This window comes from Streptomyces sp. NPDC058880, from assembly GCF_042742535.1.
Classification (GTDB): Bacteria; Actinomycetota; Actinomycetes; order Streptomycetales; family Streptomycetaceae; genus Streptomyces.
The window spans coordinates 57,353-75,414 of the sequence record NZ_JBHYMC010000022.1; the positions used below are offsets into that span (position 1 = coordinate 57,353).

Below are 18,062 nucleotides of genomic sequence, written 5' to 3' on the forward strand. Positions count from 1 at the left end.
ATGGGAGCCTGCGTATGGACCGACATCGTGCCGCCGAGAGCGACCGGAGCCGGACCGTCCGCTGCGACCGACGCTCCGAAGACGCTTCCGACTGCGACCCGAGAATCAGGACACTGCGTGCCCGCGATCCCCAGCCACGTGCCCGAGCCGAGCCGTACCGACCCGGCGCTGATCCGCAACTTCTGCATCATCGCGCACATCGACCACGGCAAGTCGACCCTTGCCGACCGGATGCTCCAGCTCACCGGTGTCGTCGATCAGCGGCAGATGCGCGCCCAGTACCTCGACCGCATGGACATCGAGCGTGAGCGCGGCATCACGATCAAGTCCCAGGCGGTGCGACTGCCCTGGGCGCCCACCACGGGCGAGGGTCAGGGCAGCACCCACATCCTCAACATGATCGACACCCCTGGGCACGTCGACTTCACCTACGAGGTCTCGCGCTCGCTCGCCGCGTGCGAGGGCACGATCCTGCTGGTGGACGCCGCCCAGGGCATCGAGGCGCAGACCCTCGCCAATCTGTACCTGGCGATGGAGAACGACCTCGCGATCGTCCCGGTCCTCAACAAGATCGACCTGCCGGCCGCCCAGCCGGAGAAGTTCGCCGAGGAGCTCGCGAACCTGGTCGGCTGTGACCCCGACGACGTGCTGCGCGTCTCGGCCAAGACCGGTATGGGCGTCGACGCCCTGCTGGACAAGGTCGTCGCCACCGTCCCGGCCCCGGTCGGCGTCAAGGACGCCCCCGCCCGCGCGATGATCTTCGACTCGGTCTACGACTCGTACCGCGGCGTCGTGACGTACGTCCGTGTGGTCGACGGCCAGCTCAACAAGCGCGAGCGCATCAAGATGATGTCCACCGGCGCCACCCACGAACTGCTGGAGATCGGTGTCTCCTCCCCGGAGATGACCCCGGCCGACGGCATCGGCGTCGGCGAGGTGGGCTACATCATCACCGGCGTGAAGGACGTCCGCCAGTCCAAGGTCGGTGACACCATCACCAGCCTGAACAACGGCGCGACCGAAGCCCTCGGCGGCTACAAGGACCCGAAGCCGATGGTCTTCTCGGGCCTCTACCCGCTGGACGGCTCCGACTACCCCGACCTGCGCGAGGCCCTGGACAAGCTCCAGCTCAACGACGCCGCGCTGGTCTACGAGCCCGAGACTTCGGCGGCGCTGGGCTTCGGCTTCCGCGTCGGCTTCCTCGGCCTGCTCCACCTGGACGTGGTCCGCGAGCGCCTGGAGCGCGAGTTCGGCCTCGACCTGATCGCCACCGCGCCCAACGTGGTCTACCGGGTGGTCCTGGAGGACGGCAAGGAAGTCACCGTCACCAACCCGAGCGAGTTCCCCGAAGGCAAGATCAAGGACGTCTTCGAGCCGGTCGTCCGGGCCACCGTGCTCGCCCCGACCGAGTTCATCGGCGCGATCATGGAGCTGTGCCAGCAGCGCCGCGGCACCCTCCTCGGCATGGACTACCTCTCCGAGGACCGCGTCGAGATCCGCTACACCCTCCCGCTCGCCGAGATCGTCTTCGACTTCTTCGACCAGCTGAAGTCCAAGACGCGCGGCTACGCCTCCCTCGACTACGAGCCCACCGGCGAGCAGGCCTCCAGCCTGGTCAAGGTCGACATCCTGCTGCACGGCGACAAGGTCGACGCCTTCTCCGCCGTCTGCCACAAGGACGCCGCCTACGCCTATGGCGTGCGCCTCGTCGCCAAGCTGCGCGAGCTGATCCCGCGGCAGGCCTTCGAGGTGCCGGTCCAGGCCGCGATCGGCTCCCGCGTCATCGCCCGCGAGACCATCCGCGCCATCCGCAAGGACGTCCTCGCCAAGTGCTACGGCGGTGACATCTCCCGCAAGCGGAAGCTGCTGGAGAAGCAGAAGGAAGGCAAGAAGCGCATGAAGATGGTCGGCTCCGTGGAGGTCCCGCAGGAGGCCTTCATCGCCGTCCTCTCCAGTGACGAGTCCGGCGGCAAGAAGAAGTAGCCGTCCCTCCGTCACCCGGCGTACACAGGCCCCCGCGCATCGGCGCAGGGGCCTGTTTCGTTATGAACCGGCCGCTCACTGGCTCTTACGCGCACGCCGGAGGCGCTCTAGGCTGATCACTGCTCAACGGTTACTCGTCAGTTTAAAAAGTCAGCGGCTGCAAACCCGCCAGTCCCAAGCGCACCCAGCGCCCCACGCCCACGCTCTGCCGCGTGGACCGGTCCGGAGGATGTCGTGAGCGACACACAGACCTATCTCGAGAACCGCCCGCCCACCGTGGCGGTGCTCTTCCGTGAGCGCGTCGCCGCGACGCCGAACGACGAGGCCTACCGGTATCCGGTGCCGGCGGCCGGCGGCCAGGGCGCACCGGACGACTGGAAGTCCCTGAGCTGGAGTCAGGCCGCCGACCGGGTCTTCGCCATCGCGGCCGGGCTGATCTCCCTCGGCCTCGAAACGGAACAGCGTGTGGCGCTCGCCTCCAACACCCGGGTCGAGTGGATCCTCTCCGACCTCGGTGTGATGTGCGCCGGCGGCGCGGTCACCACGATCTACCCCAGCACCAACGCGGACGAGTCGGCGTTCATCCTCGCGGACTCCGAGAGCCGGGTGCTCATCGCCGAGGACGCGAAGCAGTTGGCGAAGGCGCGCGAGCGCCGCGCCGACCTGCCGGGCCTGCGGCACGTCGTGGTCTTGGACGCCGACGACGCGGTCGCCGTCGAGGGTGACCCGGAGGGCTGGGTGCTCTCGCTGGCCGAGCTGGAGGAGAGAGGCAAGGAGCACCTCACCAAGCACCCCGGGGCCGTCGACGAGCGCATCGCGTCCATCACCTCCGACCAGCTCGCCACCCTCATCTACACCTCCGGCACCACCGGCCGCCCCAAGGGCGTGCGCCTGTTGCACGACAACTGGTCGTACCTCGCCAAGGCCATGGTCGCCACCGGCCTGATCGGCAAGGAGGACGTCCAGTACCTCTGGCTGCCGCTGGCCCACGTCTTCGGCAAGGTGCTGACCTCCGGCCAGATCGAGGCCGGTCACGTGACGGCCGTCGACGGCCGCATCGACAAGATCATCGAGAATCTGCCGGTCGTGCAGCCCACCTACATGGCCGCCGTCCCGCGCATCTTCGAGAAGGTCTACAACGGCGTGGCCGCCAAGGCCCGGGCCGCCGGCGGCGCCAAGTACAAGATCTTCCAGTGGTCCGCCGGCGTCGCCCGCGAGTACGCCAGGGTCACGCAGGACAACTACCGCCGCACCGGGCGGGCGACCGCCCCCCTCGGCCTCACCACCAAGCACAAGATCGCCGACGCGCTCGTCTACTCCAAGCTCCGCGACGCCTTCGGCGGGAAGCTGCGCGCTGCCGTGTCCGGTGCCTCGGCCCTGGCCCCCGACATCGGCTTCTTCTTCTCCGGCGCGGGCATCCACATCCTGGAGGGCTACGGCCTGACGGAGTCCAGCGCGGCCTCCTTCGTCAACCCCGGCGAGGCGTACCGCACCGGCACGGTCGGCAAGCCGCTCCCCGGCACCGAGGTCCGCATCGCCGACGACGGCGAGGTCCTGCTGCGCGGCCCCGGCATCATGGAGGGCTACCACGGGCAGCCGGACAAGACCGCCGAGGTCCTGGAGTCCGACGGCTGGCTGCACACCGGCGACATCGGCGAGCTGTCGCCCGACGGCTACCTGCGCATCACCGACCGCAAGAAGGACCTGATCAAGACCTCGGGCGGCAAGTACGTCGCCCCGGCCGAGATCGAGGGCCAGTTCAAGGCGATCTGCCCGTACGTGTCGACCATCGTCGTGCACGGCGCCGACCGGAACTTCTGCTCGGCGCTGATCGCCCTCGACGAGCCGTCGATCCTCGGCTGGGCGGCCGAGAACGGGCTGGAGGGCCGCACGTACCAGGAGGTCCTGGCGGCGCCGGAGACCGACCGGCTGATCGAGACCTACGTCCAGACCCTGAACGAGGGCCTCCAGCGGTGGCAGACGGTCAAGAAGTTCCGGATCCTGCCGCGCGACCTCGACGTCGAGCACGGCGACCTCACGCCCAGCCTGAAGCTCAAGCGGCCGGTGGTCGAGCGTGAGTTCAAGCACCTGATCGAAGAGATGTACGAGGGAGCCCGCGAGGCCTGACGCCCGCCGCGGGCCCGGCGGTGCGGGGCGTCGGCCCGCACCCCACGCCCCGCCCCACGCCCGCCGGGGCGCCGGCGGCCGTGGGGCGGGCGGGCAGGGCGGGCTGCCGCGTGCGGGATGATGGGGGTATGCCTTCCGCACTCCCCGACGGTGAACCCATGCCCGAAGACGGCTCGCTGCCGTCGCACGCCCTGGCGGGCGCGGGGGAGCGGCCGCTCGGGTTCTACCTGCACGTCCCGTACTGCGCCACACGCTGCGGGTACTGCGACTTCAACACCTACACGGCGACCGAGCTACGGGGCACGGGAGGCGTGCTCGCCTCCCGCGAGAACTACGCCGCCACCCTGATCGACGAGGTCCGGCTCGCACGGAAGGTGCTCGGCGACGACCCGAGGTCCGTCCGCACCGTCTTCGTCGGCGGCGGCACGCCGACGCTGCTGCCCGCCGGGGACCTCGTACAGATGCTCGCGGCGATCCGGGACGAGTTCGGCCTGGCCGACGACGCCGAGATCACCACGGAGGCCAATCCGGAGTCCGTGGACCCGGCCTACCTGGCGGAGCTGCGGGCCGGCGGCTTCAACCGGATCTCGTTCGGCATGCAGAGCGCCAAGCAGCACGTCCTGAAGGTCCTGGACCGCACCCACACACCCGGGCGCCCCGAGGCGTGCGTGGCGGAGGCCCGCGCGGCGGGCTTCGAGCACGTCAACCTCGACCTGATCTACGGCACCCCGGGCGAGACGGACCGGGACTGGCGCGACTCCCTCGCCGCCGCCCTCGGGGCCGGCCCGGACCACGTCAGTGCCTACGCGCTGATCGTCGAGGAGGGCACCCAGCTGGCCCGCCGGATCCGCCGCGGCGAGGTCCCCATGACGGACGACGACGTCCACGCCGACCGCTACCTGATCGCCGACGAGGTCATGGCCCAGGCGGGGTACTCCTGGTACGAGGTGTCGAACTGGGCCACCTCGGACGCCGGGCGCTGCCTGCACAACGAGCTGTACTGGCGCGGCGCCGACTGGTGGGGCGCCGGACCGGGGGCGCACTCGCATGTGGGCGGGGTGCGCTGGTGGAACGTCAAGCACCCCGGTGCCTACGCCGCCGCCCTCGCCGAGGGGCGCTCCCCGGGGGCGGGGCGCGAGCTGCTCTCGGCGGAGGACCGCCGCGTGGAGCGGATCCTGCTGGAGCTGCGCCTCGTGGACGGCGTCCCGCTGTCCCTGCTCGCCCCGGCCGGTCTGGCCGCTTCCCGCAAGGCCCTCGCCGACGAGCTGCTGGAGCCGGGCCCCTACGAGGCCGGGCGGGCCGTGCTGACCCTGCGTGGGCGGCTGCTGGCCGATGCGGTGGTGCGGGACCTGGTGGACTGATCACCCGCCGGGGTGAAGACCACCGGATCCTCGTTCGGACTGCCGCGCCGTCCCCGGGCCGCCGCCGACCCGTCGTCGCGCAGTGCGCCCCGCTGACGATCCCGGCCGGTCGGGGTAACGACGCCGTGGACCGCTCCCGGCCGGTCTCGGAGTGCGGCGAGCCGCTGCCGCCGGAACTGCTCGCCATCGAGCTGGACACGAGCGACTTCGGAAACCTTCGACGGCGTCAGGCCCCGCCGTCACCCGTGACGAAGTCGATGAGCTCCTCCACGCGGCCCAGCAGGGTCGGCTCCAGGTCCTTGTAGGAGCCCACCCGGGACAGGATGTGCTGCCAGGCGGCCCCGGTGTTCTCCGGCCAGCCCAGGGCGCGGCAGACGCCCGTCTTCCAGTCCTGGCCGCGCGGGACCACCGGCCATGCGGCGATGCCCAGCGCGGAGGGCTTCACGGCCTGCCAGACGTCCACGTACGGATGGCCGACCACCAGCACGTCGGGCGAGGTGGCGGCGACAGCGGCGGCGATACGGGACTCCTTCGAGCCCGGCACCAGGTGGTCCACCAGCACCCCCAGCCGGGCGTCCGGCGCCGGACCGAACTCCGCGACCACCGCGGGGAGGTCGTCGACGCCCTCCAGGTATTCGACCACGACGCCCTCGATGCGCAGGTCGTCGCCCCAGACCCGCTCCACCAGCTCGGCGTCGTGGCGGCCCTCCACGTAGATCCGGCCCGCCCGGGCCACCCGCGCCCGCGCGCCGGGGACGGCGATCGACCCCGATGCCGTCCGGGCCGGCGCCGACGGGCCCCGCGACGGGCGGACCAGGGTGACCACCGCGCCGTCCAGCAGGAAGGCCCGCGGCTCCATGGGGAACACCCGGCGCTTGCCGAACCGGTCCTCCAGGGTCACCGTCCCCGCCTCGCAGGCCACCACCGCGCCGCAGAAGTCCGTACCCGCCACCTCGACGACCAGGTCCGGGTCCGCGGCGACCTCCGGGACGGCCTTGGGGCGCTTCCACTGCGGGGTCAGGTCGGGGGAGTACTCGCGCATCCGGTCGACACTAGGAGAGCGGTGGCCCTCCCCGCTACGACACGCCGGAACGGGCCGCCAGTGTGGCGCGTTGCGCACGCACGAACCGCGCGTCGACCACTGCTCCGTGACCGGGTACGTACAGTGCGTCCTCGCCGCCCAGCGCCAGGAGCCGGTCCAGGGCCGCGGGCCACTGCCGCGGCACGGCGTCCGGGCCGGCCACCGGCTCGCCCGATTCCTCGACCAGGTCCCCGCAGAACACGGTCTCGCGGTCACCCGCGACGAAGACGGCCAGGTCGTGTCCGGTGTGCCCGGGCCCCACGTTGGCCAGCAGCACCTGCACCCCGCCCAGGTCCAGGGTCCACTCGCCCGACACCTGGTGGCCGGGCAGCACCAGGCGGTCCACCGCCTCGCTCGCCTCCGCCTGCGCGAGCCCGTGCCGCACCGCGTCCCGGCGCAGCTCCTCGCGGCCCGTGGCGAGCAGCGCGGCCAGCCCGACCGCGCCGAAGACCTGGGCCCCGGGGAAGGCGGACGCGCCCAGGACGTGATCGAAATGACCGTGCGTGAATGCGATATGGGTCACGCTCCGGCCCGTCAGTCGCTCGGCCTCGGCCCGCACCTCGGTGCCCTCGCGCACGCACGATCCGGGGTCGACGAGGAGGACGGACCCGTCCCCCACCACCAGTCCCACCGTGCAGTCCCACACCGGCAGACGCCGCCGGCCGGTCCTTGCGGTGAGCCGTTCCCAGCCCGCCTCTTCCCAATGCACGTCCATGCCGCGACGCTACCCTGGCGGGCCTCCCTTGCCACGGTCTCACCACCCGGCCGTACACTGAGCGGGGGATCTCTGGCACTCGAACGCACAGAGTGCCAACGAACGGCAGAACACGGCAGAACACGGCAACGGATCAGGCTGGAGGTGTGCGCGATGCTCAGCGAACGCAGACTCGAAGTGCTGCGCGCCATCGTCCAGGACTACGTCGGGACGGAGGAGCCGGTCGGCTCCAAGGCGCTCACCGAGCGGCACCGGCTCGGCGTCTCGCCCGCCACCGTGCGCAACGACATGGCGGTGCTGGAGGAAGAGGGCTACATCGCCCAGCCCCACACCAGCGCCGGCCGGATCCCCACCGACAAGGGCTACCGCCTCTTCGTCGACAAGCTCGCGGGGGTCAAGCCGCTGTCGACGCCCGAGCGTCGCGCCATCCAGAACTTCCTCGACGGGGCCGTCGACCTCGACGACGTCGTCGGCCGTACGGTGCGGCTGCTCGCGCAGCTCACCCGTCAGGTCGCGGTCGTGCAGTACCCCAGCCTGACCCGGTCGACCGTCCGGCACGTGGAGCTGCTCTCGCTCGCCCCCGCGCGGCTGATGCTCGTACTGATCACGGACACCGGGCGCGTCGAGCAGCGGCTCGTCGACTGCCCGAGCCCCTTCGGCGAGGCCTCGCTGGCCGACCTGCGGGCCCGGCTCAACAGCCGGGTCGTCGGCCGGCGCTTCACCGATGTCCCCCCGCTCGTCCAGGACCTCCCCGAGTCCTTCGAGGCCGAGGACCGGGGCACGGTGTCCACCGTGCTCTCGACGCTCCTCGAAACCCTGGTCGAGGAGGCGGAGGAGCGGCTGATGATCGGCGGTACCGCCAATCTCACCCGCTTCGGACACGATTTCCCCCTGACGATCAGGCCGGTGCTGGAGGCGCTGGAGGAGCAGGTCGTGCTCCTCAAGCTCCTCGGCGAGGCCAACGAGTCGGGAATGGCCGTAAGGATCGGGCACGAGAACGCCTACGAGGGGCTCAACTCCACGTCGGTCGTCTCGGTCGGTTACGGTTCGGGCGGCGAAACCGTCGCCAAACTCGGCGTGGTCGGACCGACCCGCATGGACTACCCCGGAACGATGGGAGCGGTACGCGCAGTGGCACGTTACGTCGGACAGATCCTGGCGGAGTCGTAAGTGGCCACGGACTACTACGCCGTTCTCGGCGTGCGCCGCGACGCATCGCAGGACGAGATCAAGAAGGCCTTCCGGCGCCTCGCGCGTGAACTCCACCCGGATGTGAATCCGGACCCGAAGACGCAGGAGCGCTTCAAGGAGATCAACGCGGCCTACGAGGTGCTGTCGGACCCGCAGAAGAAGCAGGTCTACGACCTCGGCGGCGACCCGCTGTCCTCCTCGGGCGGCGGCGGAGCCGGCGGATTCGGGGCGGGCGGCTTCGGCAACTTCTCCGACATCATGGACGCCTTCTTCGGCCAGGCCTCGCAGCGCGGACCGCGCTCGCGGACCCGGCGCGGCCAGGACGCCATGATCCGCCTCGACCTGGAGCTGGACGAGGCGGCCTTCGGGACGACCAAGGACATCCAGGTCGACACGGCCGTCGTCTGCACCACCTGCTCCGGTGAGGGCGCGGCCCCCGGGACCTCGGCGCAGACCTGCGACATGTGCCGTGGACGCGGTGAGGTCTCCCAGGTCACCCGGTCCTTCCTGGGCCAGGTCATGACCTCGCGCCCCTGCCCCCAGTGCCAGGGCTTCGGCACCGTCGTCCCGACCCCGTGCCACGAGTGCGCGGGCGACGGCCGGATCCGCTCCCGCCGCAGCCTCACGGTCAAGATCCCGGCCGGTGTGGAGAACGGCACCCGGATCCAGCTCGCGGGCGAGGGCGAGGTCGGCCCCGGCGGCGGCCCCGCCGGCGACCTGTACGTGGAGATCCACGAACTGGCGCACCCGACCTTCCAGCGGCGCGGGGACGACCTGCACTGCACCGTCACCATCCCGATGACGGCGGCCGCGCTCGGCACCAAATGTCCGCTGGAGACGTTGGACGGCCTGGAGGAGATCGACATCCGGCCCGGCACCGGGTCCGGCCAAGCGATCCCGCTGCACGGGCGCGGCGTCACCCACCTGCGCGGCGGCGGGCGCGGAGACCTGATCGTCCACGTCGAGGTCACCACCCCGACCAAGCTGGACGCCCAGCAGGAGGAACTGCTGCGCCAGCTGGCGAAGCTGCGCGGTGAGGAGCGGCCCATGGGCCAGTTCGCGCCGGGCCAGCAGGGCCTCTTCAGCCGTCTGAAGGATGCTTTCAACGGTCGCTGACCGCACGGCGGACGCCGCTTTCGAGCCCGGTCCGGGGACACCCCGGGCCGGGCTCTTCGCGTGCCCGCGAGGCCGGCCGTCCGCCCGCCGGGAACGGGACTATGCCAGGCGAATGCGGTGATTCGGCGCCCTGGGCGGGACGTGGCACGATGCAGCCATGTCCACCGCCGCGAACGGTCTCTCCCTCCATCCGATCGTGCAGGCTCCCATGGCCGGCGGCGCTTCCTGCCCGCCGCTCGTCGCCGCCGTGTGCGAGGCGGGCGCGCTGGGTTTCCTGGCCGGCGGCTACAAGACCGCCGACGGGATGTACCAGGAGATCAAGCAGGTGCGGGCGCTCACCCGGCACCGCTTCGGCGTCAACCTCTTCATGCCGCAGACCGGGTACGTCGACCCGGCCGCGGTGGAGGCGTACCGCGGGCAGCTGGCCGGCGAGGCCAGCTGGTACGAGATCTCGCTCGCCGAGGAGGACGTCATCGGCACCAGCGACGACGGCTACGACGCCAAGCTCGCCATCCTGCTGGAGGACCCGGTCCCGGTCGTGTCGTTCACCTTCGGCTGTCCCGCCCCCGAGGTCCTCGCCGCCCTGCGCAAGGCCGGGACCCACACCATCGTCACGGCGACCTCCGCCGAGGAGGCCCGCAGCGCCCAGCGGGCGGGCGCCGACGCCGTGTGCGTGCAGGGCGTCGAGGCGGGCGGCCACCAGGGCACCCACCGGGACGACCCGCAGACGGACGGCACGGCGGCGGTCGGACTGCTGGCGCTGGTGGCGCAGGTACGGGAGGCGGTCGCCCTGCCGATCGTCGCCGCGGGCGGGGTCATGCGCGGCGCGCAGATCGCCGCCCTGCTGGCGGCCGGCGCGGCGGCGGCGCAGCTCGGGACGGCCTTCCTGGCGTGTCCGGAGTCGGGCGCCGACCCCGTGCACAAGAAGGCGCTGACCGACCCGCTCTTCGTCCGGACGGAGCTGACCCGGGCCTTCTCCGGGAGGCCGGCGCGGGGGCTGGTCAACCGTTTCGTGCGGGAGCACGGCCCCTACGCCCCGGCCGCCTACCCCCAGGTCCACCACCTGACCTCGGGGCTGCGCAAGGCGGCCGCGGCGGCCGGCGACCCGCAGGGCATGGCCCTGTGGGCGGGCCAGGGGCACCGGCTCGCGCGGGCGCTGCCGGCGGCGCAGCTGGTGGAGGTACTGGCGGCCGAACTGGCGCAGGCACAGGCGATGTTGAAGGAAATGAAGATGAGGAGTGCGTCATGACGGCCCCGGTGTTCGTGGTCGAAGAGGTCCCCGCGGGGGCGGAGTTCGTCCTGGACGGCCCGGAGGGCCGGCACGCGGTGTCCGTGAAGCGGCTGAACCCGGGTGAGCAGGTGGTCCTGACGGACGGCCGCGGCGGCTGGGCGGAGGCGGTGGTCGAGGCGGCCGAGGGCAAGGACCGACTCGTCGTGGCGGTCGCCGCCGCCGGGCGGGAGGAGGAGCCCGCGCTGCGCATCACCGTGGTCCAGGCCCTGCCCAAGGGGGACCGGGGCGAGCTGGCCGTCGAGACCATGACCGAGACCGGCGTGGACGCGATCGTGCCCTGGCAGGCCTCGCGCTGCATCACGCAGTGGCGTGGCGACCGCGGGGCCAAGTCCCTCGCCAAGTGGCGGGCCACGGCCCGCGAGGCGGGCAAGCAGTCCCGCCGGGTCCGCTTCCCGGAGGTGGCCGAGGCCCTGTCCACGAAGCAGGTCGCGGCGCTGCTGGCGGACGCCGATCTGGCGATGGTCCTGCACGAGGACCGCGACACCCCCTCGCAGGCCCTGGCCACGGCCGAGCTGCCCGTCACCGGCTCCGTCGTCCTGGTGGTCGGCCCGGAGGGCGGGGTCTCCCCGGAGGAGCTCGCGGTCTTCGCCGCGGCGGGGGCGCACCCCTACCGCCTGGGCCGTTCTGTCCTGCGGACCTCCACGGCCGGCACCGCGGCCGTGGCGGTCCTGCTGGCCCGGACCGGACGCTGGGCCTGATCAAACGCTGGGCCTGACGGGACGCTGGGCCTGACCGGCCGGAACGCACGCCCGCCGCCGGCCCCGGCTGGATACGATGCCCAAACCGATCAACGTCACGGGAGGGTGCGCAATGGCCGGGGAACCGCAGGCCGACTGCCTGTTCTGCAAGATCGTCGAGGGGTCCATCCCGGCGACCGTGGTCCGGGAGACCGAAACCACCGTCGCCTTCCGGGACATCAACCCGCAGGCGCCCACACACGTGCTCGTCATCCCCAAAGTGCACTACCCCGACGCCGCGTCGCTCGCGGCCGCCGAGCCGGGCGTCGCCGCCGACATACTGCGTGAGGCCGCACGGGTCGCCGCCGACGAGAAGATCGACGACCACGGCTACCGGATCGTCTTCAACACCGGCTCCGGGGCCGGCCAGACCGTATGGCACGCCCACGCGCACGTCCTGGGCGGCCGCGGCCTCCAGTGGCCCCCGGGATAGCGCGTGTCCGTCAGGGAGTTCGTGGTGCTGGGCACCGCCAGCCAGGTGCCCACCCGCCACCGCAACCACAACGGCTACCTGCTGCGCTGGGACGGCGAGGGCATCCTCTTCGACCCGGGCGAGGGCACGCAGCGGCAGATGCTGCGTGCTGGGGTGGCCGCGCACGACATCAACCGGATCTGCATCACCCATTTCCACGGTGACCATAGCCTCGGCCTCGCCGGGGTGATCCAGCGGATCAACCTCGACCAGGTCCCGCACCCGGTCGCCGCGCACTACCCGGCGTCGGGGCAGAAGTTCTTCGACCGGCTCCGGTACGCCACGGCCTACCGCGAGACCGTGCCGATCCGCGAGGAGCCGGTGGCCGCGGACGGAACCGTGGCGCATGGGGTCTCCTACGTCCTGGAGACCCGGCGGCTCTCGCACCCGGTGGAGTCCTTCGGCTACCGGATCACCGAGCCCGACGGGCGCCGGATGGTGCCCGAACTGCTCGCCCGGCACGGGATCAAGGGCCCCGACGTGGGCCGGATCCAGCGGGACGGGCACCTCGGCGGCGTCACGTTGGAGGAGGTCAGCGAGCCACGGCCCGGGCAGCGCTTCGCGTTCGTGATGGACACCCGGCTCTGCACCGGTGTGACCGAGCTCGCCGAGGGCTGCGACATGCTGGTGATCGAGTCGACCTTCCTCGACGAGGACGAACGGCTGGCCACCGACCACGGGCACCTCACCGCCGGCCAGGCGGCGCGGGCGGCGCGGGACGCGGGTGTACGGCACCTCGTGCTGACGCACTTCTCGCAGCGCTACACCGACCCGGCCGCATTCGAGCGCCAGGCCCGGGCGGCGGGTTTCGAGGGCGAACTCACCGTGGCCGCGGACCTGACGCGGGTGCCTCTGCCGAAGCGGGGCTGACACGGGCGGCCCCGGGCGGCACGGTGCCCGGGCCCGACCCTCCGCGGCTCCCCGAGCCTGGGCCGCACGGCACGTTGTGGGTGACCTGCGCCACACTGGGTTTGGATCCCGCCCCGGGTGGGGATGCCTCGCAGATTTCACCGAGAAACGGCCCTTCGAGATCAACAGGGGAGACCACCGTGACCAGTCGGGACCCTGACAGCCGCACCGCAGCCGTGGACCCGCTCGGTCCGCTGCGCGACCCGGAGGACCCGGGCTGCGACGTCTTCCTGACCGGTACGGTCTTCCTCGACATCATCTTCACCGGCCTGGACTCGGCACCGGTCCGCGGTACGGAGTCCTGGGCGCGCGGCATGGGTTCGAGTCCCGGCGGCGTCGCCAACATGGCCACCGCCCTGGCCCGGCTGGGTCTGCGCACCTCGCTGGCCGCTGCCTTCGGCGACGACCACTACGGGGAGTACTGCTGGGACGCCCTGGAACAGGGCGAGGGCATCGACCTGTCCATGTCCCGGACCGTCCCCGGCTGGCACAGCCCCGTCACGGTCTCGATGGCCTACGAGGGCGAGCGCACGATGGTCTCGCACGGCCACGAGGCCCCGCCGCCGGCCGGCTCCGGGCCCTTCCCGCAGTGCCCGCCGAGAGCCCGCGCCGCCGTGGCATCCCTGGGGCCCGGCCGCGGCGAGGAGTGGATCGGCGAGGCGGCCCGGCGCGGTTCGCGCGTCTTCGCGGACGTGGGCTGGGACGAGAGCGGGCGGTGGGACCTGGGGGCCCTGGCCGACCTGGAGCACTGCGAGGCCTTCCTGCCGAACGCGGGCGAGGCGATGCGCTACACGCGCACCGACTGTCCGCGGGCGGCGGCCCGGGCACTCGCCCGGAAGGTGCCCATCGCGGTGGTGACCATGGGCGCGGAGGGCTCGTACGCGGTCGACGGACGTACCGGGGAGAGTGCGCACGTCCCCGGGATCGCCGTGGAGGCACTGGACCCGACGGGAGCGGGCGACGTCTACGTGGCGGGCTTCGTCACCGGCACCCTGGCGGGCTGGCCGCTGGCGGACCGGCTGGCCTTCGCCGGGCTGACCGCAGCCCTGTCGGTCCAGGAGTTCGGAGGGTCGCTCTCCGCCCCCGGCTGGCCCGAAGTGGCCCACTGGTGGCGGGCCGCCCCGCACGCGCTGCGCGGCCGCTACGGCTTCCTGGACGACCTGATCCCGCCGGCCGCGACCCCGGCCGCCCGGCGCCGGGCCGTGCCGACCATCGGTTTCCGGCACTCCGCGTAGCCGGCGGACCGCGGAGCCCGCCCGGCGGCAGGGGAGGGGCCGAAAACCTCTCGGGGACGGCGCGGCGGCGACGTACGCTTGGTACTCCGGAGGCCGCCGATCGGCGCGGCCCCTCAGCGGGAGGTGTGCGCAGGCCACAGTGCCGGCCCATGACTCAGACATCGACAGCCCACATCCCCGCGCCGGGGCAGGCGCGAGCGCACTTCACCGTACCGGCGACGCACCCGATGGTGACGGTGCTGGGCTCGGGCGACGTCCTGTTGCGCGTGATCGAGAAGGCCTTCCCGAAGGCCGACATCCATGTTCGGGGCAACCAGGTCAGCGCGATCGGGGAAGCGGCGGAAGTCGCTCTGATCCAGCGACTGTTCGACGAGATGATGCTGGTGCTCCGCACCGGGCAGCCGATGACGGAGGATGCAGTGGAACGCTCGATCGCCATGCTCAAGGCGAGCGCGAACGGCGACGGCGACGGGCCCGAGACGCCCGCCGAGGTGCTCACCCAGAACATCCTCTCCAACCGCGGCCGCACCATCCGCCCCAAGACCCTCAACCAGAAGCGGTACGTCGACGCGATCGACAAGAACACGATCGTCTTCGGCATCGGCCCCGCCGGTACCGGAAAGACCTACCTCGCCATGGCCAAGGCGGTCCAGGCCCTCCAGTCCAAGCAGGTCAGCCGGATCATCCTGACCCGGCCCGCCGTCGAGGCGGGGGAGCGGCTCGGCTTCCTCCCCGGCACCCTCTTCGACAAGATCGACCCGTATCTGCGCCCGCTCTACGACGCGCTGCACGACATGCTCGACCCCGACTCGATCCCGCGGCTGATGGCGGCGGGCACGATCGAGGTCGCGCCGCTCGCGTACATGCGCGGCCGCACGCTCAACGACGCGTTCGTGGTCCTCGACGAGGCCCAGAACACGACCACCGAGCAGATGAAGATGTTCCTGACCCGGCTCGGCTTCGACTCGAAGATCGTGATCACCGGTGACATCACCCAGATCGACCTCCCCGGCGGGGCCAGGAGCGGTCTGCGCCAGGTCCAGGAAATCCTCGACGGGGTACCGGACATCCACTTCTCGAGGCTCACGTCCGAGGATGTCGTCCGGCACAAGCTGGTCGGCCGTATCGTCGACGCGTACGAGAAGTACGACGACGGCCAACAGGCCGCCAACGGCTACCAGCGGAAGTAGAACCCAGCGCACCATGTCGATCGACGTCAACAACGAGTCCGGAACCGAGGTCGACGAGCACGCGATCCTCGACATCGCCCGTTACGCACTCACCCGGATGCGGATCCACCCGCTCTCGGAGCTCTCCGTCATCGTCGTCGACGAGGACGCCATGGAGCAGCTCCACATCCAGTGGATGGACCTGCCGGGCCCGACCGACGTCATGTCCTTCCCGATGGACGAGCTCCGTCCGCCGTCGAAGGACGACGAGGAGCCCCCGCAGGGGCTCCTCGGCGACATCGTGCTCTGTCCCGAGGTCGCGAAGAAGCAGGGCGAGGAAGCCCCGACGCAGCACTCCATGGACGAGGAGCTCCAGCTCCTGACCGTCCACGGAGTGCTGCACCTGCTCGGCTACGACCACGAGGAGCCGGACGAGAAGGCCGAGATGTTCGGCCTCCAGGCGGCTATCGTGGACAGCTGGCGCGGTGAGCGCGGGCTGACCGGCCCGTCCCCGGCCCCCACCGTCTCGTGAGCGCCCCGCAACTGATCACCGGCGCGGTGCTGCTGGTGGTCGTGGCCTGGTTCGCGGCGTGCGCGGAGTCCGGCATCGCCCGCATCTCGATCTTCCGCGCCGAGCAGGCCGTACGGGAGGGCAGGCGCGGCAGCGAGAAGCTCGCCCAGGTCGCCGGCGACCCGACCCGCTATCTCAACGTGGCGCTGCTGGTCCGGGTCACCTGCGAGATGGCGGCCGGGGTCCTCGTCACCTACGTCTGCCTCGACGAGTTCGGCGAGAACTGGACCGCGCTGCTCGTGGCCATCGCCGTGATGGTGCTGGTCTCCTTCGTCGCCGTGGGCGTCTCCCCCCGCACGATCGGCCGCCAGCACCCGCTGAACACGGCGACCGCGGCGGCCTACGTCCTGGTACCGCTCGCCAGGATCATGGGGCCGATCCCGCAGCTGCTGATCCTCGTCGGCAACGCGCTCACCCCCGGCAAGGGCTTCCGCAAGGGCCCCTTCGCCTCCGAGGCCGAGCTGCGGGCGATGGTCGACCTCGCCGAGAAGGAGTCGCTCATCGAGGACGACGAGCGCCGCATGGTGCACCAGATCTTCGAGCTCGGTGACACCCTCGTGCGCGAGGTGATGGTGCCGCGCACCGACCTGGTCTGCATCGAGCGCTACAAGACGGTGCGTCAGGCGACCACCCTCGCCCTGCGGTCCGGCTTCTCGCGCATCCCGGTCACCGGGGAGAACGAGGACGACATCGTCGGGATCGTCTACCTGAAGGACCTGGTCCGCAAGACGCACATCAACCGGGAGTCCGAGGCCGACCTGGTGTCGACGGCGATGCGGCCGGCCGTCTTCGTTCCGGACACCAAGAACGCGGGCGATCTGCTGCGCGAGATGCAGCAGGTGCGCAACCATGTGGCCGTCGTGATCGACGAGTACGGCGGCACGGCCGGCATCGTCACCATCGAGGACATCCTCGAGGAGATCGTCGGTGAGATCACGGACGAGTACGACCGGGAGCTCCCGCCGGTCGAGGACCTGGGCGAGGACCGCTACCGGGTCACGGCGCGCCTGGACATCACCGACCTCGGTGAACTGTTCAAGGTCGAGGCCTTCGACGACGAGGACGTCGAGACGGTCGGCGGGCTGCTGGCGAAGGCGCTGGGCCGGGTGCCGATCGCGGGTGCCTCGGCCCTGGTCGAACTGCCCGACGGCCGTCCCCTGCGGCTGACGGCCGAGGCTCCGGCGGGCCGGCGGAACAGGATCGTGACGGTACTGGTGGAACCGGTCGCCGCGGCGGAGGCCGCGGGGGAGGAGGGGGAATGACCCCGGAGCAGCTGCGGGAGTTCTGTCTGGGCTTCAACGCGGCGGTGGAGGAGTTCCCCTTCACCCCGGAGACCTCGGTGTTCAAGGTGAGGGGCAAGATGTTCGCGCTCAGCCGGCTGGACGCCGAGCCGCTGACGGTCAACCTCAAGTGCGAGCCGGAGCTGGCGGTGCGGCTCCGCGAGGAGCACGAGGCGATCGCGCCGGGCTACCACATGAACAAGCGGCACTGGAACACGGTCACCGTGGGCGGGATTCCCGACGCGATGCTGCGCGAGCTCGTCGAGGACTCCTACGACCTGGTGGTGGCGGGGCTGCCGCGGGCGGAGCGGCTGAAGCTCGACCGGCCCTGATCCGGGCCCGGTCCCGGCCGCGGCGGGGGCGTTGCGCGCCCTGGGCGGGGGCTCCCTATGCTTTCGACCATGACGGAGAGCACCGGGATCGACCCCGAGGACAGCAAGATCATCACCCTGGCGCGCAGCGCCCGGGCCCGCAACGGGGTGCCCGAGGGGGCGGCGGTGCGGGACGAGACGGGACGGACGTACGTCGCGGGCACGGTGGAGCTCGACTCCCTGAAGCTGAGCGCGCTGCAGACCGCGGTCGCGATGGCCGTGGCGAGCGGGGCCCGGTCGCTGGAGGCCGCCGCCGTCGTGAGCGCCGCGGAGGCTCCGGCCGACGCGGACCGCGCCGCCGTCCGCGACCTCGGCGGCCCGGGCACCCCGGTGCTCCTGGCTGCCCCCGACGGCACCCTGAAGTCCACCACCCCGGCCGGGGCGTAGCCGCCGGTCCGGCCTCGCCGACGGGTGGGGCGCGGGTCCGATCCGGGCCCGCCCTGCCCGGCGGAC

17 protein-coding genes are annotated in these 18,062 nt (G+C 71.8%); 15 read left to right on the forward strand and 2 right to left on the reverse strand.

Going from position 1 to position 18,062, the window contains the following annotated elements; translation table 11 throughout:
• The first annotated feature begins 117 nt into the window (after positions 1-117).
• The 3 genes from lepA to hemW all read left to right on the forward strand — a co-directional run bounded on the left by lepA (position 118) and on the right by hemW (position 5,471).
• Positions 118-1,983 carry a translation elongation factor 4 gene (gene lepA / locus ACFW2G_RS15625; RefSeq protein ID WP_037923804.1) on the forward strand — a complete coding sequence of 622 codons (1,866 nt, stop codon included), beginning with the start codon at positions 118-120 and terminating at the stop codon, positions 1,981-1,983.
• 234 nt (positions 1,984-2,217) lie between these two features.
• A complete protein-coding gene (locus tag ACFW2G_RS15630; protein WP_384451048.1) occupies positions 2,218-4,110 on the forward strand; it encodes an AMP-dependent synthetase/ligase in 1,893 nt (630 codons plus the stop codon).
• A 128-nt stretch (positions 4,111-4,238) separates the two neighbouring features.
• On the forward strand, positions 4,239-5,471 hold the full coding sequence (gene hemW / locus ACFW2G_RS15635) for a radical SAM family heme chaperone HemW (protein WP_384584016.1): 1,233 nt from the start codon (positions 4,239-4,241) through the stop codon (positions 5,469-5,471).
• 226 nt (positions 5,472-5,697) lie between these two features.
• On the opposite strand, the gene ACFW2G_RS15640 is transcribed toward hemW, so the two are convergent.
• Complete coding sequence (locus tag ACFW2G_RS15640; RefSeq protein ID WP_037923811.1) at positions 5,698-6,513, reverse strand: DUF3097 domain-containing protein; 816 nt, start codon at positions 6,511-6,513, stop codon at positions 5,698-5,700.
• Positions 6,514-6,547: 34 nt separating this feature from the next.
• On the reverse strand, positions 6,548-7,267 hold the full coding sequence (locus tag ACFW2G_RS15645) for an MBL fold metallo-hydrolase (protein WP_384584019.1): 720 nt from the start codon (positions 7,265-7,267) through the stop codon (positions 6,548-6,550).
• 153 nt (positions 7,268-7,420) lie between these two features.
• On the opposite strand from ACFW2G_RS15645, the gene hrcA reads away from it, so the two are divergent.
• The 12 genes from hrcA to ACFW2G_RS15705 all read left to right on the forward strand — a co-directional run bounded on the left by hrcA (position 7,421) and on the right by ACFW2G_RS15705 (position 17,996).
• Positions 7,421-8,437 (forward strand): heat-inducible transcriptional repressor HrcA, encoded by a 1,017-nt coding sequence (gene hrcA, locus ACFW2G_RS15650; RefSeq protein WP_037923815.1) that lies wholly within the window; start codon positions 7,421-7,423, stop codon positions 8,435-8,437.
• A complete protein-coding gene (dnaJ, locus tag ACFW2G_RS15655) occupies positions 8,438-9,574 on the forward strand; it encodes a molecular chaperone DnaJ (RefSeq protein WP_037923817.1) in 1,137 nt (378 codons plus the stop codon).
• 157 nt (positions 9,575-9,731) lie between these two features.
• Complete coding sequence (locus tag ACFW2G_RS15660; protein WP_384451058.1) at positions 9,732-10,823, forward strand: nitronate monooxygenase; 1,092 nt, start codon at positions 9,732-9,734, stop codon at positions 10,821-10,823.
• On the forward strand, positions 10,820-11,563 hold the full coding sequence (locus ACFW2G_RS15665; RefSeq protein WP_037923821.1) for a 16S rRNA (uracil(1498)-N(3))-methyltransferase: 744 nt from the start codon (positions 10,820-10,822) through the stop codon (positions 11,561-11,563). The genes ACFW2G_RS15660 and ACFW2G_RS15665 overlap by 4 nt, the downstream gene beginning before the upstream one ends.
• 112 nt (positions 11,564-11,675) lie before the next feature.
• Positions 11,676-12,035 carry a histidine triad nucleotide-binding protein gene (locus tag ACFW2G_RS15670; RefSeq protein WP_037923825.1) on the forward strand — a complete coding sequence of 120 codons (360 nt, stop codon included), beginning with the start codon at positions 11,676-11,678 and terminating at the stop codon, positions 12,033-12,035.
• 3 nt (positions 12,036-12,038) lie between these two features.
• Complete coding sequence (locus tag ACFW2G_RS15675) at positions 12,039-12,944, forward strand: ribonuclease Z (RefSeq protein ID WP_384451063.1); 906 nt, start codon at positions 12,039-12,041, stop codon at positions 12,942-12,944.
• A gap of 179 nt (positions 12,945-13,123) precedes the next feature.
• On the forward strand, positions 13,124-14,218 hold the full coding sequence (locus ACFW2G_RS15680; protein ID WP_384451066.1) for a PfkB family carbohydrate kinase: 1,095 nt from the start codon (positions 13,124-13,126) through the stop codon (positions 14,216-14,218).
• A gap of 149 nt (positions 14,219-14,367) precedes the next feature.
• Entirely contained in the window at positions 14,368-15,408 is a 1,041-nt protein-coding gene (locus ACFW2G_RS15685; RefSeq protein ID WP_384451069.1) for a PhoH family protein, read from the forward strand.
• A 13-nt stretch (positions 15,409-15,421) separates the two neighbouring features.
• Positions 15,422-15,919, forward strand: a complete 498-nt coding sequence (gene ybeY, locus ACFW2G_RS15690; protein WP_037923832.1) for an rRNA maturation RNase YbeY — start codon at positions 15,422-15,424, stop codon at positions 15,917-15,919.
• Entirely contained in the window at positions 15,916-17,220 is a 1,305-nt protein-coding gene (locus tag ACFW2G_RS15695) for a hemolysin family protein (RefSeq protein ID WP_384451072.1), read from the forward strand. The genes ybeY and ACFW2G_RS15695 overlap by 4 nt, the downstream gene beginning before the upstream one ends.
• A complete protein-coding gene (locus ACFW2G_RS15700) occupies positions 17,217-17,570 on the forward strand; it encodes an MmcQ/YjbR family DNA-binding protein (RefSeq protein WP_384451075.1) in 354 nt (117 codons plus the stop codon). Before ACFW2G_RS15695 ends, ACFW2G_RS15700 begins: the two co-directional genes overlap by 4 nt.
• A 57-nt stretch (positions 17,571-17,627) precedes the next feature.
• The gene (locus ACFW2G_RS15705; protein ID WP_370466535.1) at positions 17,628-17,996 is read left to right on the forward strand and encodes a cytidine deaminase; all 369 of its coding nucleotides are present in this window, start codon (positions 17,628-17,630) and stop codon (positions 17,994-17,996) included.
• The last annotated feature ends 66 nt before the right edge of the window (positions 17,997-18,062 follow it).

Coding starts and splice junctions, on each gene's coding strand:
- hemW (WP_384584016.1), top strand. CDS start 4,239: ATGCCTTCCGCACTCCCCGACGGTGAACCCATGCCCGAAGACGGCTCG.
- ACFW2G_RS15640 (WP_037923811.1), bottom strand. CDS start 6,513: ATGCGCGAGTACTCCCCCGACCTGACCCCGCAGTGGAAGCGCCCCAAG.
- ACFW2G_RS15645 (WP_384584019.1), bottom strand. CDS start 7,267: ATGGACGTGCATTGGGAAGAGGCGGGCTGGGAACGGCTCACCGCAAGG.
- hrcA (WP_037923815.1), top strand. CDS start 7,421: ATGCTCAGCGAACGCAGACTCGAAGTGCTGCGCGCCATCGTCCAGGAC.
- ACFW2G_RS15660 (WP_384451058.1), top strand. CDS start 9,732: ATGTCCACCGCCGCGAACGGTCTCTCCCTCCATCCGATCGTGCAGGCT.
- ACFW2G_RS15665 (WP_037923821.1), top strand. CDS start 10,820: ATGACGGCCCCGGTGTTCGTGGTCGAAGAGGTCCCCGCGGGGGCGGAG.
- ACFW2G_RS15670 (WP_037923825.1), top strand. CDS start 11,676: ATGGCCGGGGAACCGCAGGCCGACTGCCTGTTCTGCAAGATCGTCGAG.
- ACFW2G_RS15685 (WP_384451069.1), top strand. CDS start 14,368: ATGACTCAGACATCGACAGCCCACATCCCCGCGCCGGGGCAGGCGCGA.
- ybeY (WP_037923832.1), top strand. CDS start 15,422: ATGTCGATCGACGTCAACAACGAGTCCGGAACCGAGGTCGACGAGCAC.
- ACFW2G_RS15700 (WP_384451075.1), top strand. CDS start 17,217: ATGACCCCGGAGCAGCTGCGGGAGTTCTGTCTGGGCTTCAACGCGGCG.
- ACFW2G_RS15705 (WP_370466535.1), top strand. CDS start 17,628: ATGCTTTCGACCATGACGGAGAGCACCGGGATCGACCCCGAGGACAGC.